This is a genomic window from Gracilimonas sp. (assembly GCF_014762685.1).
GTDB lineage: Bacteria > Bacteroidota > Rhodothermia > Balneolales > Balneolaceae > Gracilimonas.
Genome location: NZ_JABURM010000008.1, coordinates 91,803 through 107,435, shown reverse-complemented (window position 1 = coordinate 107,435; position 15,633 = coordinate 91,803). Strand labels below are relative to the sequence as shown.

The window sequence follows — 15,633 nt, the reverse complement described above, 5'->3', positions numbered from 1 at the left end:
GGATGAAAGAACTGGAACTGAACATAGCGGGCATGACGTGCGATCATTGCGCCGTTTCTATTGAGAAAAACCTATCCAAACTAAACGGAATACAGAAGACGGATGTAAGCTATCCGAAGGGCAAGGCTACAGTATCATTTGATGAATCCACCCTTGATAAAGCTTCAGTGATTGAAGCCGTAAATCAGACGGGAAAGTATCAGGTAGTGGGCGAATCAGGAAAAGAGCAAACTGGTGAAAACCATTACTCGTTGATTATTATCGGGGGCGGTTCGGCTGCTTTTGCTGCCGCTATCCGAGCCAGTGAATTGGGGGGAACTGCGCTTATTATTAATAAAGGTCTGCCAACAGGTGGAACGTGCGTAAATGTGGGGTGCGTGCCATCCAAAACACTGATCCGAACAGCAGAAGCCTTTCACAATGCTTCCCATCCGAGGTTTGAAGGGATTGAAACCACGGCAACCATCAGTGATTTTAAAAAAGTGATTGAGCAAAAACGGGAGATGGTTCGTGATCTTCGCCAGGAAAAATATGTGAATGTGATAAAGGATGATCCAAGCATCACCCTTATTGAGGGGTACGGAAAGTTAATTCAAACAAATCAGGTTCAGGTTAATAATTCAACCTACACCGGCGAGAACATTTTAATTGCCACAGGGGCTTCCCCGTTCATTCCTGAAATACCCGGACTGAAAGAAGCGGGATATCTGACCAATGAATCGGCCTATGAACTTGAGGAACTCCCGGAAGAGCTCATCATTTTGGGCGGCGGATATATTGCTCTTGAAAATGCACAACTCTTTAGTCGGCTTGGAAGCAAGGTAACGGTATTGCAGCGATCTGAACACGTGTTAAGTGATCAACCCGAAGAGCTTGCAACAGCCTTAACGGGATATTTGGAAGAGGAAGGATTGTCCATTTTAACGAACACAGACATTCTGGAAGTAACAAAAACAGGTAACAAAAGAAGCATCCGCTTTACGTTGAACGGAGAAGGAAAGGAATTTAAAGCCGATCAGATATTAGTTGCTACCGGCAGGCAGGGAAATACAGAACATTTAAATCTTGAATCTGCCGGAATTTACACCAAAGGACGCGGCTACATTCCCGTTGATGAAACCATGCGAACCAATGTAGCCAACATCTTTGCTGCTGGCGATATACTTGGCGAACGGCAGTTCGTATATACTGCGGCTTATGAAGGTAAAATTGCGGCTGAAAATGCGATGAGAGATAGTCATGGAAAAGCTGATTTTTCAGTCTTACCGTGGGTTATTTTCACAGATCCACAGGTGGCCGGTGTGGGCATGGATGAACAGCAAGCGGAAGAAGCGGGAGTCAACTACCAAGCAACGAAACTTACGCTGGACAATGTACCTCGGTCCATCGCCGCTCGGGACACCCGTGGTTATATCAAGTTGATCCGTAACAAAGACAACGACCGATTGATTGGAGCCCGTATTTTGGCACCGGAAGGCTCGGAACTATTGATGGAACTGGCTCTGGCTATGAGGCATGGGGTGACTGTGCAGTCGCTCAAATCCGAATTCCACCCGTACCTAACGCTGTCAGAGGGCATCAAACTGGCTGCGCTCACCTTCGACAAGGACGTTAAGAAACTGAGTTGCTGTGCCGTTTAGATTTTTTCAGGTTACTTCACCAAGAGAGGATAATTCTACAGAATGCAAGTTCTCAAGTTTGATTTTTGAAGGTGTTATAATGCCATTGAGTATAAGGTGAAAGCGCTAATGTGTTGAGTTTATTTTCGTATTAATGGTTATCTCCTGAATGGAAAGCGGGCAAGAACAGACGAGGCCTGGCACCCTTAAGCGACGGATATAGACCGAACCGAATGAACGGCTATTGTTGTCGTTATTCGTTAACCAATTCACTCATTCTATTACGGGTATTTTGGTCTATTGAAACTTCAAAAAAGGTATGAAGTTTTTCCAACAGCTCCGGATTGATTTGAATGGCCACCTTCCGCCCATCCTTGATTGTTTGCACAATCCCGGCATGGCGAAGCTCTTTTAGATCGAGAGAAAGCGTTGCTTTTTGAATACCCAGTTCCTCTGTTAGTTCGCTAAAGTCGCAGGTTGGCTCTTCCAGACAGCAATTCTCCTGTTGATTGACTTCGCAGCAGGCATGAATCCTATCCATCAGTCGGCGGACAATTTTTAGGCGGCGTGGATGCCCCAGTGCTTTAAATACCATGCTTAAATCTTCATTCATTATCTTAGATCGAATTTGAAAATGATTGATATTATTTTCTTGTCTCAACTGTATAGATAAGATTCTTTGAAAGCATACAGGTTTGTAATTACCTTATGTACAGACTATATTAAAACAATGCCAAAAAAATCGACTACATATAAAAAGTTCACAATCAATCTTGTTTTGATTGCACTATTTCTATGTACACTATTTGGCAATGGCCTTCATCTGCACTCTATTTTTAATCATTTGTTCGATCATGGAGACATTCATACGTATGTACATGTCCATCCGGTTGATACAGATCATAGCCACAACTTAGAGTTTGATGATAAAGATGCCCACCAACACCCAACGGCAACGGTTGATCTAACGGGGACGCTGACTCAGAAAACTACTACTAAAGCATTCAGCGAAAGAAATATCCTTTTTGAATTTGTTGAATCTCCAAGAGTACCCAAGATTATAGATCAGAACCCGGAATTACTGGATTTACCCCCGCCGGACTTTATTAACTCACCAGAAGATTTTCCTCCTCTCTTTTTACGCGGCCCACCCCTGGGATAATACTTCCCTTTGCCAGATAGCATCTCTTATCAGCTATCTCCATTAACATTCTATAACCATTAATACATCAAATTTATGAATTCATCCAAGTGGTGGATCTTGTTTTTGGTATTCCTATGGGTACCATTACAGGTTCACGCCCAATCCCAAACACTTTCCTTAGAGGACGTTGTTGAACGGTTCAAGCAACGCAGTCTCCAGCAAGAACTGGCAGAGCTTGACAAGCTCCGAAAGCAAGGAGCAGCTCAACAGTATAAATCGTACATGAATCCCGAGGTCAGCATCTTCAGCGAACAGCTCAATGCCGGTACGCTCGATTATGACGAAACGACCTACCAGATCTCGCAGCCGATTGAACTGCTGGGTCAGCCGTTCCTCCGAAACAAAAGCGCTAATAAAAGCAGTGAGGCCGCTGAATTGAGCTATGAGTATAACCGCTCGGTTCTCATACAACAAGTAAAAAGCTTGTATGCCGAATATTGGTTTTTACAGCACAAATTTCAGGTATATAACCAAGCACTTGATGTTATTCACGAAGTGTTGGCATCAGCCATAGCCCGACAAACGGAAGGCACTGAGTCAGGTCTTCAGGTGCAGCGTTTTACGGTGGAAAAAAATCGGTACTTGCGTATGCGCAATGAAGTTGAGCTGGAAATGATGCAAACAGGGAAGCAACTGGCTTCTATGATCACTTCTTCGGAAGAAACCGGCTTTGACTTTCAGGTAGAAGCAGATTTGCCGGTGGAGCCGATCATGGAAGATTCGGAAACACTGAAACAGTACGCCCTGGAATACCGGGCCGATTTACAAGCTATTGAGCTTGAAGCAGAAGCTCTCGGACTAAAATACAAAGTCGAGAAACGAGAGCGCTTGCCGGACTTAAAGATAAATTTCGGCTATAAAAATCAGTCGGACGGCTCGGAAGGTTTTGTGATCGGCGGGGGCATACAACTGCCCATCTTTAACCGAAACAGTGGAAATATTACCGTAGCGGAGGCAGAACAAAGAAGTGTAGAAACGTCTCTACATATTCAACGACGAGCTATTCGCGATCAGGTGGATGTGGCCTATCAACGCGTTCAGAATTTATATACGCAGTGGCAGGAGATGCAACAGCATTCACTTTCCGCTGAAATGCTGGAAACGGCACGTTCTGCTTATCAACAAGGACGTTATTCGCTATTCGAATTGCTGGATGCCACCAAAGCCTACGTCGATGGCCGTAGCCTTCAGCATCGTATTACCGCTGATTACCAACAAGCCCTTTTCACACTCGATACCATTACATCAGGAAAACTCTTTTCAACTCAAAATAACACAGATCAATGAAAAATTTATTTACAGCCTTATTTATAGGCGCTGCATTTATTTTGGCCGGTTGCGGCTCAGAACAGGAAGACCATAATCATGGTGAGGATGCTGATCATTCCCACGAAGTTACACCCGCTCAGAATCAGGAAGCTGACAACCAGGAACATTCCCATGCCGGAGAAGACGCCCACAGTCACGAAGCCGAACAAACAGACAGAGGTACTCAAGCTAATGAAGAAACTCACTCGGATGGGGAAGAAACCCACAGCCATGAGGGGGAATCGGCTCATCAACATGAAGATGCGGAACCTCAGTTGGTAGGCGCAGGTGTGATCACACAATGGACGGACGAGACCGAGCTTTTTATGGAGTATCCAGAGCTTATCGTAGGACAGGAAGCGACCTTTGCCGTGCACTTGACTCGGCTTTCTGACTTTGCTGGCTTGGATAATTCAACAGTGAATTTTTCAATGCGCTCTGAAAACGGAGCCTCGGTTTCTTTAACTGAAGATGAGGTTCAAATCCCTGGTATTTATGGTCCTGATTTTACGTTTGAAAAGGCCGGCCGATATAATCTCACCATCGCCATTCAGGGAATGGTGAATGATACGCTCTACGTAGATGGTATCCCGGTGTATAGTTCAGCCGGTGATATTCCACAAACGGCCACTGAGGAAGATCCGAATTTGATCTCATTTCTGAAAGAACAGCAGTGGAACATTCCGTTTGGTACCAAGCAGGTAAGCCGACAGACGCTATCTGAAACAGTAAATGCCCACGGTGAGATTAAGCCGGTTCAAAGCAGAGAAGTTACGGTTTCGGCTCCATTTTCAGGAATTATCCTGAGCAGTGCCAATCAAAGTCTGCCGGTTGAAGGGCAGGACATCAGCAAAGGCACGTCGTTGGTGCAGCTGAATCCTTCCATTCAATCAGCGGATGGAGAAAACTATGCCCAGCAGTTTATCAATGCACAGTCTCAATTGTCTTTGGCTAAAAAGAATTTGGAACGCTCGAAACGATTGTTTGAAAAAGAGGCAATTCCGGAAGTAGAACTGGAAAGAGCACGGATTGAATACCGTCAGGCGCTCACGCAATTTCAGACGATTAATGAAATCGCTCAAATTGATACCTCAACTGTAGATACCTATGGCGACTCAGAATCTTCCTACCGCTTTGCCATGAAAGCCCCGATCTCCGGAACCATAGTTGAATCCTATGTGCGACCGGGAATGCAAGTGAAAGCCGGTGAGCCGCTGGTTCGCATTGTCGATATGTCCAAAATGTGGCTGAGCGTTCATGTTCCGGCTGCTGAGCGAATGTCTATTCAAAATCCCGGAGCAGTCGTTTTTTACGTACAGGGAAATGAGAAGATGTACGGCATGGACGAGGTGAACGGACGCTTGCTGAGCGCGGGGAAACAAGTGGAACCCCAAACCCGAACGATTTCCTTAATCTATGAAATAGATAACCGGGAAGGATTACATAGCGGACTCTTTGTTACCGCTGAGATCGACACGGATCAGAAAGAAAACGTGATTGCGATCCCGGAATCAGCCCTGATTGAAGAAGAGGCTAATTTCGCAGTGTATGTGCAGGTGGGAGGAGAGTCGTTTCAGAAGCGAGCTATTACCACGGGCACCAGGAACCGGGGCTGGGTGGAGGTGACCTCCGGCCTCGAACAAGGCGAGCATATCGTAACGACCAATGCGTATCAGGTGAAGTTGGCTTCGTTGTCTTCTGAAGCCCCTGCGGAAGGACACGCTCATTAATCAAACCAAGGAGAATATATTATGTTAGATGCAATAATCAGAGGATCATTAAAGTACCGTTTGGTCGTATTGGTAAGCTCGGTCGTTATTTTAGCAGCCGGAATTTATATCGCAGACCGGATGCCAGTGGATGTATTTCCGGATTTAACCGCCCCCACAGTGACCGTCATGACGGAAGCGCACGGGTTGGCCCCGGAAGAAGTAGAACGGCTGGTAACCATCCCGGTCGAAACGTCGGTAAATGGAGCGACAGGTGTCCGAAGGGTTCGCTCGTCAACCGCCAAAGGTATATCCATTGTATGGGTCGAATTTGACTGGGGCACCGATATTTTCAGGGCCCGTCAAATTGTGAATGAGAAACTGCAGCTGGTAGCAACCAGTCTGCCCGAAGAAGTCCCGCCGCCCATTATGGCACCGATCTCCTCCATTATGGGAGAGATCATGCTGGTGAGTGTGAACAGCGATGAGCACTCTGAGTTGGAAGTGCGAACGGCAGCCGACTGGGAAATCAGAAGAAGGCTTTTGGCTATTCCAGGAGTGGCTCAGGTTATCCCCATCGGTGGTGGGCAGAAACAATATCAGGTGCGGGTTAGCCCTGAAAAACTGAAGCAATACAACATCACCTTAGATCAGGTACTTCAGGCAACGGAGCAGGCCAATGAAAACTTCTCAGGAGGTTTCTTCAGGGAATACAGCCAGGAGTACACCATTCGTGGACTAGGCCGGGCATATTCGGTGGAGGATCTGGAGCAGTCGGTCATTACCCAGCGCAATAACATTCCGATCACGATCGGGGATGTGGCAACGGTAGAAATTGCAGCCGCTCAAAAGATCGGGGATGCCTCGGTGGATGCTGAGCCGGCGGTAATTATTTCTATTCAAAAACAGCCCGGAGCAAATACCCTGGAACTGACCTCTCGCGTGGATGAAACGCTGGCACAGATCGAATCGAGCCTCCCGGTCGGTTTTGAGATCAACACCCACCTGTTTCGACAGGCCGAATTTATTGAACTGGCCATCGATAACGTCATTGAAGCCCTGCGGGATGGGGCCTTTTTGGTGATCGTGATCCTGTTCCTTTTTCTCGGTAATTTCCGAACGACACTGATCTCGCTAACTGCCATACCTCTGGCTCTGATCTTCTCGATTTTTGTGCTGGAATTCTTTGATATCACGATCAACACCATGACCTTGGGCGGGATGGCGATTGCCATTGGGGTGATCGTGGATGATGCCATCATTGATGTGGAAAACGTGTTCAGGCGGCTCAGGGAAAACTCAGAGCTGCCGGAAGCTAAGCAGAAACCGGCCATTGACGTGGTATTTGAAGGCTCGAAAGAAATCCGGTCTTCCATCATCAATGCCACGCTAATCATTATGATCGTTTTCCTACCGCTGTTTTTCTTAAGCGGGATCGAAGGACGTATGTTACAACCGCTGGGACTTGCCTATATCATTTCCATTGGCGCGTCTCTGGTAATTGCCATGACTGTTACGCCGGCCATGTGTTACTATTTGCTTCCCGGTCAGGCCTCCAAAGGAAAACTGGAAGAAAGCTGGTTTACCAAGAAGTTAAAATCAGGCTATGAACATGTGTTGAATGTAGTCCTTCGCATCAAGAAAACCGTTCTGATTGGAACCTTGGTACTCTTTCTTGGAACACTGGTGGTTCTGCCATTTCTCGGAAGGTCATTCCTTCCAGAGTTTAATGAAGGCACGCTGGTGATCAGTGCAGTGACCATACCCGGAACTTCTCTGACCGAATCCAACGCCATCGGTAAACGGATCGAAGAGATATTGCTGGACCATCCGGCCGTTGAATCGACCTCACGCCGTACTGGCCGCGCCGAGTTAGATGAACATGCACAGGGCGTAAATGCTTCTGAGATTGATGCTGAACTCGACATCCCTGAAGGCACGACCAAAGAAGAGGTTTTAGCTCAGCTTCGGGAAGACCTAAGTGTGGTATCGGGAACCAACATCACTATTGGTCAGCCCATCGGACACCGCATTGATCACATGCTGTCCGGGACCCGAGCCAACATTGCCGTCAAGATCTTTGGTACTGATCTGTTCAGGCTTCGAGCACTGGCGGAAGAAGTACGCGGACAAATGGAAACGGTAGAAGGCGTAGTGGATCTCTCAGTAGAACAGCAGCAAAATGTTCCGCAGATCCAAATTCGTCCCGATCGAAGAGCACTGGCTCGCTATGGAATTACCATGCAGCAACTCGCTGAGATGGTGGATGTGGCTTTTGCAGGTGAAGTGGTCTCGCAGATTCTGGAAGGCGACAAGATGTTTGACCTGCTGGTTCGCTTTGATGAGGACCACCGTGGCAGCATCGAAGCGGTTCAAAAAGCGACCTTCAATTTAGAAGACGGAACCATTGTGCCGCTGTCCGAACTGGCTTCGGTGACATCCCGAAGTGGCCCCAATACCATCAGCCGGGAAAACGTGCAGCGAAAGATTGTGGTTTCAGCAAATGTAGCAGGACGTGATTTGCGTGGTACGGTAGATGAGATCCGGGCCAATGTATCTCAAAATGTCAGCTTCCCGCAGAGCTACTTTGTGGAATACGGCGGTCAGTTTGAAAGCGAAGCACAGGCCACCCGGACTATTTCCTTGCTCAGTATTATTGCCATAGCAGCCATTTACCTGCTGTTGTATCTGGAATTCGGTTCGCTGAAAACAGCTTTGTTGGTCATGGTAAACCTTCCGTTTGCCTTGATCGGCGGTATCTATACCGTGCTGTTTACCAGCGGGATTATTTCTATTGCCTCACTGGTTGGCTTTATTACCTTATTTGGTATTGCTACCCGAAACGGTATTCTGATGGTTTCCCATTACCAGCAGCTTCGGAAAGAAGGAAAAGAATTCCTGCAAGCTATCCGTCAGGGTGCTATGGAACGACTAAATCCTATTCTAATGACTGCTCTTACGGCAGGACTCGCCCTCATCCCGCTGGCCCTTGCTGCCGGAGAACCGGGGAATGAGATACAGTCTCCCATGGCACAGGTTATTCTTGGAGGGCTGTTGAGTTCGACCTTACTTAATATGGTCGTTATTCCAGCCTTACTGGCACAGTTTGAAAGTCAATAACCGACTATCATTCTGTAAATATTTAATAGCTTTCCGAGTAAATTCGGAAAGCTTTTTTTTATAATAAATAGAATGGTTTCATTTTTGAGAAGATTTTCAAAAATAACTGGAAATCCCGATTTGAATTCCTGCAATTTTTGCCGCTGGATTACCCAAAATATCTTGCTGCTGCATATATCGGTAGTTCAAACGCAGCACGGTTTGAGCAGAAGGCCTGAAGCTCACACCTGGAACAATGGCCCACAAATCATCTGAAATATTTGCTCCTGTTTCTCGAAATGTTCCCACATTCCAGTCCACATATTCCAGCCTGACAGCCAGGTTTAGTACCGCATTCTCAAAACCAGCCAACGGCTGCCTGAAAACCGGCTGCACGATATCCACAAATCCGCCTTGCTGCCGGTCTCCGAATTGCTGCCCGTAAGTTTCCGGAACATCAACCATCACCCATGCCCATTCGCCGGTTATGTAGGTATTTGTTTTATCCAGGAAGGTATTAAAATCTATGGCAAAAACATCCAACCGCCTTTCTTCATCCAGAATGAGTCCGTCATCTTCAAAGGTATTGTAAACCCCTCCCATATAAGAAAGGCCAATTTCCCCGATGTTCTGATTTTTCACAGCGAGTTTTCCTGTAATTAAAGGTTGCCCATTGTTGCTTTCTTCAAAACGTTCGAAATTTTCTTTGGCTGCGGGGAGAAAGGTTTTGTTTTCCCCGTTTGCGATAATGCTGTTATCAAATCCGTTGGTGAGATAGACCTCGTAGCCAAAGGCCCAATCGTTAACATATCGCTTTCCGTAGAGGCCAAAACCCACGTTGCTCCAAGTAGCAGGCAGCATTTCGGTCATGGCAATGGGCCGGTCAACAAACTCCCATTTAGGGCCATCATGATTTTGGTTAAAAGCCCCAATAGGATTCATAATAATCCCTCCACGAAAATTAACCATCGGGAAAAAATTGATATCCAATGCCGCAAACTCAATGGCAATCTCGTTACCACCTTCTTCAAATTCAATTTCTGAAAGAAACTTGACTTTTGGATGAATGGAAGAGCCTACAAAAAGTGTAAACCGAGGAACGCGGAAGGTATGGCCTTCGGTAATCCCGTCTTCTCCTATATATTGGTAATCGGCCTCTATATAGCCACCGACAGAGACAGGCGATGTTCCCGCCTGGAAAAACGGGCGCTCATAAACGGCATCCATGTTCATTGTATCTTCCGCTAATGTATCGCGCGGGGTATCTTTGAACAGGGTACTGTCAACCTGTGCGTTGGCGTTCATTGTACAGAATAGAATTAAAAAAAGTAGTATTATATTTTTCATAAGGGCTAAAAATATTTTTTAAAGATGTACTTATCCCATATCGATTTTTAATACAGTACCTTCAACCTGTACAGGAAAAGTTCGAAGTGGAGCTTCTGCCGGACCATTCTGCACTTCTCCGTTTTGGGTAAATTCACTTCCGTGGGCGGGACACTGAAGCCGGTCGCCATATACTTGCAGTTCAGTGCCCTTGTGGGTGCATTTCATAAGCAAAGCTCGGTATTCCGTTTCAGAAAATCTGAAGATGGATACCGGGTATTTAAGTCGGTTATTATAGGCCACAATATATTTCCTGAATTTATTTTCTTCCTTGTTTTCATATTCAAACGAAGACAGGGGAACAAGTAAATACTCATCTTCAAATTGAGCATTCAGATATTTTGGACCTGAGCACCCTTCCAGGAAAAATGCTGCCCCGACAAGGCCAAGGCAACTATAACTGCAGGTTTTTATAAATTCTTTTCGTTCCATAGTGTTTGGTTAAAGAGATTCCAAAAACATGATTAGTGCTTCTTTTTCTTCAGGGGAGAGCAATTGAAATTGATCACGGCTGTTTTGAGCCTCCCCGCCATGCATCAAAATTGCCTCTTCGATACTTTCAGCCCGGCCATCATGCATCAGGAAGTACTTTCCACCTTGTGAATCGGGTGACAACCCCAATCCCCATAAGGGAGGGGTCCTCCATTCGTATGTTTCCGCTGAACCTTCCGTAGCTCCGTCATCCAATTCAGGCCCCATATCGTGTAGCAATAGATCGGTATATGGATAAAATGTTTTGTTTGAAAGTGCGGCAATGTCTGTTTCCGGAGTGGTCCATTGCGGGGTATGACACGAACTGCATTGGATAGTAGTGAATATCCCTTTTCCTTTTAAAACAAGGGGATTTTGTGGCTTTCGCTGGATGGGAGCCTTTAACGTCTTCAGGTAAAAAACTACATCTCTTACCACTTGATCCGATACTTCCGGATCTGTCGTCAAACCGGAGTAAACATCCAGAGGTTCGAAGGTAGAGGTGACCCCAATATCCTGATTATAAGCTGTAGCGGTTTGGTGCAGCAAATTAACAGTTGAGGCCTTCTTACCAAACCGGCCAATATACTTGCCATTTTCTGGCTGATGATGATCTTCCGGGATGAAGTAATCCGGCGGAGTAACATAGTTGGGAACACCTGAAATTCCATCTCCGTCTTCATCATTGGGGTCGGTATTTTCTAGAATTTGTTGATCTGTCAGTGCGGCCAACAAGCCCAGCCCGGTAACGGCCGGAGGCGTCATTTTCATACTTGGAACCCCTTCAGGTAATTTTTCCGGCTGATATCCGGGAATAGCCCGGTTTTGAAGTTGTGGTGCACCAGGCGCATTAATCGGTGAATTAGGCTCGGTTTGTCCAAATCGGATAAGTGATGTTGATGGATGCCCTTTTCCATCGCCAGGGTGGCAACTCCCACACGAAGTGGCCACAAAAGTAGGCCCTAAGCCCGTTTGGGGTGTAAAAACATCATCATTAAAGGCAATGTCCCCTTTAAGAAATTGATCTTGTTCTTCGTGAGTCAGTCCGGGTATGGGGCCATCCAGTAAATCTTTCTCAGCCGGGGCTTCTGGTACAACTGTATCACAGCCGATCATTAGCAGAAGGAAACAGGTGTACAATACTGGTATCCAAATACGATATTTCATGATGTTTAATAATCAAAATTATTTATTAGCCTTGACTAAAAATATAATTTGTCTTGATTAAAAACAATGTTCAATTAATACTACCATACTTAGCTGATGCGAATTTTTTATGATAAATAAAACAGTAAGATCCGTAAGAAAAGAGAAATGAATAAACAGTTTGATCCCTTGAGAAGTGGTGAAAGCATCAACTATTGGAATGGTTTAGGAATGATTGCCAAGCATTTTTATACATTAAACAACTAACAGTGTTAAGCCACCCTGTTTTAGAATCATAAAGCCGATTGAAAATGAAATCACGATTGGATAAGTGCGAATTTCAGAATTTCATGGATCTTTTTATCCTCTTGGCCAGTACATCATTATTATTACACCAATTAAGGCAAATCCGGCACCAATCATATCAAATTTATCGGGCTGAATGTCATCTATTTTCCACCCCCACAGGAGTGATAGAACAATAAAAACCCCTCCATATGCTGCGAATACTCGGCCAAAGTGCGCGGGTTGCAGTGTGGGTAGAAATCCATACAGCGCCAACAGCATCATCCCAGAGATACCATATACCCAGCTTTTGCTTTCGCGGAGCCATATCCACACTAAATACCCTCCGCCAATTTCCAGAAGTCCCGCTACGATAAAATAGAATACTGATTTCAGATAGATCATTATTATCATTAATCATTTTTAGAATCTGTCAAAGATAATGCATAGCTTTTGTAATCCCTTAAAAACTTACTAAACCAATCAGAAGTAAAATGAAACGATTTATCGCTTATCCAGTTCTATTAATCGCCGTAGTATTTGCAACATCATTTTTTACTCTCAACGCAAATCAGGTTAACTCAGATGAAGATCCTCAGGTAATAGCTATGTATATGTATGCCGATTGGTGTGGAGCCTGCCAGGCAATAAAGCCAATAATGGAAGAAGCAAAACCTGAGTTTGAAGGACAACCGGTGCTTTTCGTCAAAATGGATATGACCAATGATTTTACGGCACATCAATCAAAGTTAATGGCAGCCAGGTTAGGACTTTCAGAAATTTTTGAGAAAAATGAAGGCATGACCGGATTTGTCCTGTTGCTTGATGCCAACACCAATAAAGTTCTTGATAAAATCACAACAGATGATGATAAGCAAGGTATCATAACAAAGATTACGAATGCCCTGGAGTAAATAACAGCAACAACACCTGCTATTTTGATAATTTCAAAATTCTTATTGCACCTCGCATCACGAAGCTGAATACAACAGCTCCAATGAGTAAATCCGGCCACCTGCTATCCAGTGCATAAACAAGAATTCCGGCCAAAATTACACCACCATTTACAATAATATCATTGGAGGTAAAAATTGTGCTTGCCTGCATGTGTGCTTCTTTGCTTTTCGCTTTATTGATAAGCCATAAGGTAAAAACATTTGCAACAAGAGCCGTTGAAGCAATAATGATCATCCACTGAAAGTCGGGCATTTCACCCACTCCAAGAAACCTCCGCAGTACTTCAAGAAATCCCAGTGATGCCAGACCCATCTGAAGATATCCGCTAATTTTTGCTACTTTCTTTTTTCTTGCTACCGCTGCTCCAACCGCAAAAAGGCTGAGCGCATATACGGATGAATCTGCCAGCATATCCAGTGAGTCTGCAATCAGCCCCATAGAATTGATAATCCATCCGGCTGTCATTTCAATGATAAAGAAGAGAAAGTTGATCCCTAAAACCCACCATAGAATGTTCTTTTGTTGCTGTTCATCAGAAGCGAACGGCGACATTTGAGCCTCATTTGTTGAATCCAATTTAGAGCCCAAACTCAGGGAGTCAAGGGCTTTCTCAATCTCATTAAGCCTATTTTCGTGATACACTTCTAATGTACGATTCGGGATATCAAAGTTTAGAGATTTAACATCTTCAAACTCTTCCAACCTCATTCGAATCATTTGCTCTTCGGCTGAGCAGTCCATTTGTGGAATGTTAAATGTAGATTTTTTCATGGTTGAATGTATGGGATTATTTTCATCTTCAACTTAACTGTGACAAAGAATCACCTGTTCCTTACCCCTCAAAAGGCTCACAGGTTTTAATCCTAAACGCTTTTTGAATATCTGTAACGTAAATGATGCCGTCACCGCGTTCCGGTGTTTTGGCATTGGCGCAGATAAGTTGAACAACGTTATCGGATTCTTTGCACTGACATACCAGCTCCAATTTTACCACCGGACTGTCCGTAAAGTGAAAATCCAGCGATGGGGACGCATCTTTCTGTTTGTATGCTCCGGTACCTTCTCCTTTGGAAAGCGTAACACTTTCATGTCCTGCTTCTTGGAGTGCTGCAACTACATTTTCTACTCTGTTTGGTTTTATAAAGGCTTTTATTTCTTTCATAATATTTTGTGTTATGCATTAACCCCGGCAAAGCCATAAAAACATGAATATGGCTTTGCCGGAAAGTTTTTGTTAATCATCGTCGGAAGTCTGGCTTTTCTTCATTTCAGAAATCAGGTAGTAGGCATTGTTCCAAGCTACTCGTGCTCCATCCGCCAATGGTTCTAACAGTTTCACTTCAACCCAGCCGTCTTCCTCAATGCCGGTCATAATTTCTACCGGAGTAAAAGACCATTCAATATCTCCGTTTTCCTCTTGTTGCTCTGCGGTGAACATATAAGTTTTGCCTTCGTCCTCAACAATGGCATTCTCGGGTAAAGCATAGACTTTATCTTTGGAAGTGTGAATCGTGCCGTTGATATACATCCCGGGAATCAGGAAGTTTTCTTTCTGATCAATTTCGCCGTGCACATGCACTGCCCTAGGATTTTGTTCGAATTGTTTGCCTACAGAGTAAATGGTAGCTGTAAGTATTTGATCCGGTACTGACTGTACAGTAAAAGAGATGGATTGGCCCCTTTTAACTTTGTGCACATCTTTTTCAAAGACCATCAAATCGGCATGAACATGTTCGTTATCCACAATTTCAAACATGATTGTTTGGGGATCAACGTACTGACCGATTTGAATCTGAACCTTTTCGATGTACCCATCAATAGGGCTTACTACCGGCACCGACGAATAAATATCGCCGTCTTGTATTTGTTCAACGTCCAGGTTAAGCTGATTCAGCTGAGCCTCATAACCTTTGACCTCCGCCTTAACTGATTCGTATTCGGCTTTAGTTTGTTGGTAAGTTTGGCCGGAGCCTACCTCTTCATCATATAACCTTGCTTGTCGCTTAAATTCATGATCTAAATACAACATGCGCTGGTACAACCGTACGTATTCAGTTTGGACTTTGGTTAAATTAGGATGGGAAAGGAAGGCAATAGTCTGATTTTTTGACACCTGATCTCCCTCAATAACTTCTATGGAACCAATATTACCTCCCAAAACCGCAGTTACGCTTGCCTCATGCTGCGGGGGAACTTCCAGCTGACCATTTGCTTCTACGCTCTCTGAGAGAAAGCGCAGGGACAAAGTATCCAGTTTCATTCCAAGGCTGTTGAACTTCAGTTCCGACAGATGAACCATGTTTTCTTTTGCCTCAGCCACACCGGCAAGTTCTGTTGCTTCTTGTTCTTTTTCATCGGTATTGATCTCGCCGCAGGCTGTAAAAACAGATGCAAGGACAGCCAATAAAATTATATATAAATTAGATTTATTCATTTTTTTGTTGATTTA

14 protein-coding genes are annotated in these 15,633 nt (G+C 44.8%); 6 read left to right on the top strand and 8 right to left on the bottom strand.

Annotated features, from left to right (window positions below; translation table 11 throughout):
• The first annotated feature begins 2 nt into the window (after positions 1 to 2).
• Positions 3 to 1,640, top strand: a complete 1,638-nt coding sequence (merA, locus tag HUJ22_RS14170; RefSeq protein WP_290878350.1) for a mercury(II) reductase — start codon at positions 3 to 5, stop codon at positions 1,638 to 1,640.
• 232 nt (positions 1,641 to 1,872) lie between these two features.
• Here the strand turns inward: merA and HUJ22_RS14165 are convergent, their stop codons facing one another.
• Entirely contained in the window at positions 1,873 to 2,232 is a 360-nt protein-coding gene (locus HUJ22_RS14165; protein ID WP_290878349.1) for an ArsR family transcriptional regulator, read from the bottom strand.
• A 117-nt stretch (positions 2,233 to 2,349) separates the two neighbouring features.
• Here HUJ22_RS14165 and HUJ22_RS14160 point away from each other — a divergent pair, with 117 nt between their 5' ends.
• The 4 genes from HUJ22_RS14160 (at position 2,350) to HUJ22_RS14145 (ending at position 8,960) form a co-directional block, all read left to right on the top strand.
• The gene (locus HUJ22_RS14160) at positions 2,350 to 2,781 is read left to right on the top strand and encodes a hypothetical protein (protein WP_290878348.1); all 432 of its coding nucleotides are present in this window, start codon (positions 2,350 to 2,352) and stop codon (positions 2,779 to 2,781) included.
• Between the two features lie 75 nt (positions 2,782 to 2,856).
• Positions 2,857 to 4,110: a TolC family protein gene (locus tag HUJ22_RS14155; protein ID WP_290878347.1), complete on the top strand. Its 1,254-nt coding sequence runs from the start codon at positions 2,857 to 2,859 to the stop codon at positions 4,108 to 4,110.
• Complete coding sequence (locus HUJ22_RS14150; protein WP_290878346.1) at positions 4,107 to 5,861, top strand: efflux RND transporter periplasmic adaptor subunit; 1,755 nt, start codon at positions 4,107 to 4,109, stop codon at positions 5,859 to 5,861. Before HUJ22_RS14155 ends, HUJ22_RS14150 begins: the two co-directional genes overlap by 4 nt.
• Before the next feature lie 21 nt (positions 5,862 to 5,882).
• Positions 5,883 to 8,960, top strand: coding sequence for an efflux RND transporter permease subunit (locus HUJ22_RS14145; RefSeq protein WP_290878345.1), 3,078 nt, complete (start codon positions 5,883 to 5,885; stop codon positions 8,958 to 8,960).
• 96 nt (positions 8,961 to 9,056) lie between these two features.
• Here HUJ22_RS14145 and HUJ22_RS14140 read toward each other — a convergent pair whose 3' ends face one another.
• From HUJ22_RS14140 to HUJ22_RS14125, 4 genes are all read right to left on the bottom strand, one after another.
• Positions 9,057 to 10,286, bottom strand: a complete 1,230-nt coding sequence (locus HUJ22_RS14140; RefSeq protein WP_290878344.1) for a hypothetical protein — start codon at positions 10,284 to 10,286, stop codon at positions 9,057 to 9,059.
• A gap of 30 nt (positions 10,287 to 10,316) precedes the next feature.
• Positions 10,317 to 10,757 carry a Rieske 2Fe-2S domain-containing protein gene (locus HUJ22_RS14135; RefSeq protein ID WP_255135944.1) on the bottom strand — a complete coding sequence of 147 codons (441 nt, stop codon included), beginning with the start codon at positions 10,755 to 10,757 and terminating at the stop codon, positions 10,317 to 10,319.
• Positions 10,758 to 10,766: 9 nt separating this feature from the next.
• The gene (locus tag HUJ22_RS14130) at positions 10,767 to 11,963 is read right to left on the bottom strand and encodes a di-heme oxidoredictase family protein (protein ID WP_290878343.1); all 1,197 of its coding nucleotides are present in this window, start codon (positions 11,961 to 11,963) and stop codon (positions 10,767 to 10,769) included.
• A 339-nt stretch (positions 11,964 to 12,302) separates the two neighbouring features.
• Positions 12,303 to 12,632: a YnfA family protein gene (locus HUJ22_RS14125; protein ID WP_290878342.1), complete on the bottom strand. Its 330-nt coding sequence runs from the start codon at positions 12,630 to 12,632 to the stop codon at positions 12,303 to 12,305.
• Positions 12,633 to 12,721: 89 nt separating this feature from the next.
• Between HUJ22_RS14125 and HUJ22_RS14120 the strand changes: the two genes are divergently transcribed.
• Positions 12,722 to 13,141 (top strand): thioredoxin domain-containing protein, encoded by a 420-nt coding sequence (locus HUJ22_RS14120; RefSeq protein ID WP_290878341.1) that lies wholly within the window; start codon positions 12,722 to 12,724, stop codon positions 13,139 to 13,141.
• Positions 13,142 to 13,160: 19 nt separating this feature from the next.
• Here the strand turns inward: HUJ22_RS14120 and HUJ22_RS14115 are convergent, their stop codons facing one another.
• The 3 genes from HUJ22_RS14115 to HUJ22_RS14105 all read right to left on the bottom strand — a co-directional run bounded on the left by HUJ22_RS14115 (position 13,161) and on the right by HUJ22_RS14105 (position 15,618).
• A complete protein-coding gene (locus HUJ22_RS14115; RefSeq protein ID WP_290878340.1) occupies positions 13,161 to 13,955 on the bottom strand; it encodes a cation diffusion facilitator family transporter in 795 nt (264 codons plus the stop codon).
• 61 nt (positions 13,956 to 14,016) lie between these two features.
• The gene (locus tag HUJ22_RS14110; RefSeq protein ID WP_234573542.1) at positions 14,017 to 14,346 is read right to left on the bottom strand and encodes a P-II family nitrogen regulator; all 330 of its coding nucleotides are present in this window, start codon (positions 14,344 to 14,346) and stop codon (positions 14,017 to 14,019) included.
• Between the two features lie 72 nt (positions 14,347 to 14,418).
• Positions 14,419 to 15,618: an efflux RND transporter periplasmic adaptor subunit gene (locus HUJ22_RS14105; protein ID WP_290878339.1), complete on the bottom strand. Its 1,200-nt coding sequence runs from the start codon at positions 15,616 to 15,618 to the stop codon at positions 14,419 to 14,421.
• Positions 15,619 to 15,633 lie beyond the last annotated feature (15 nt).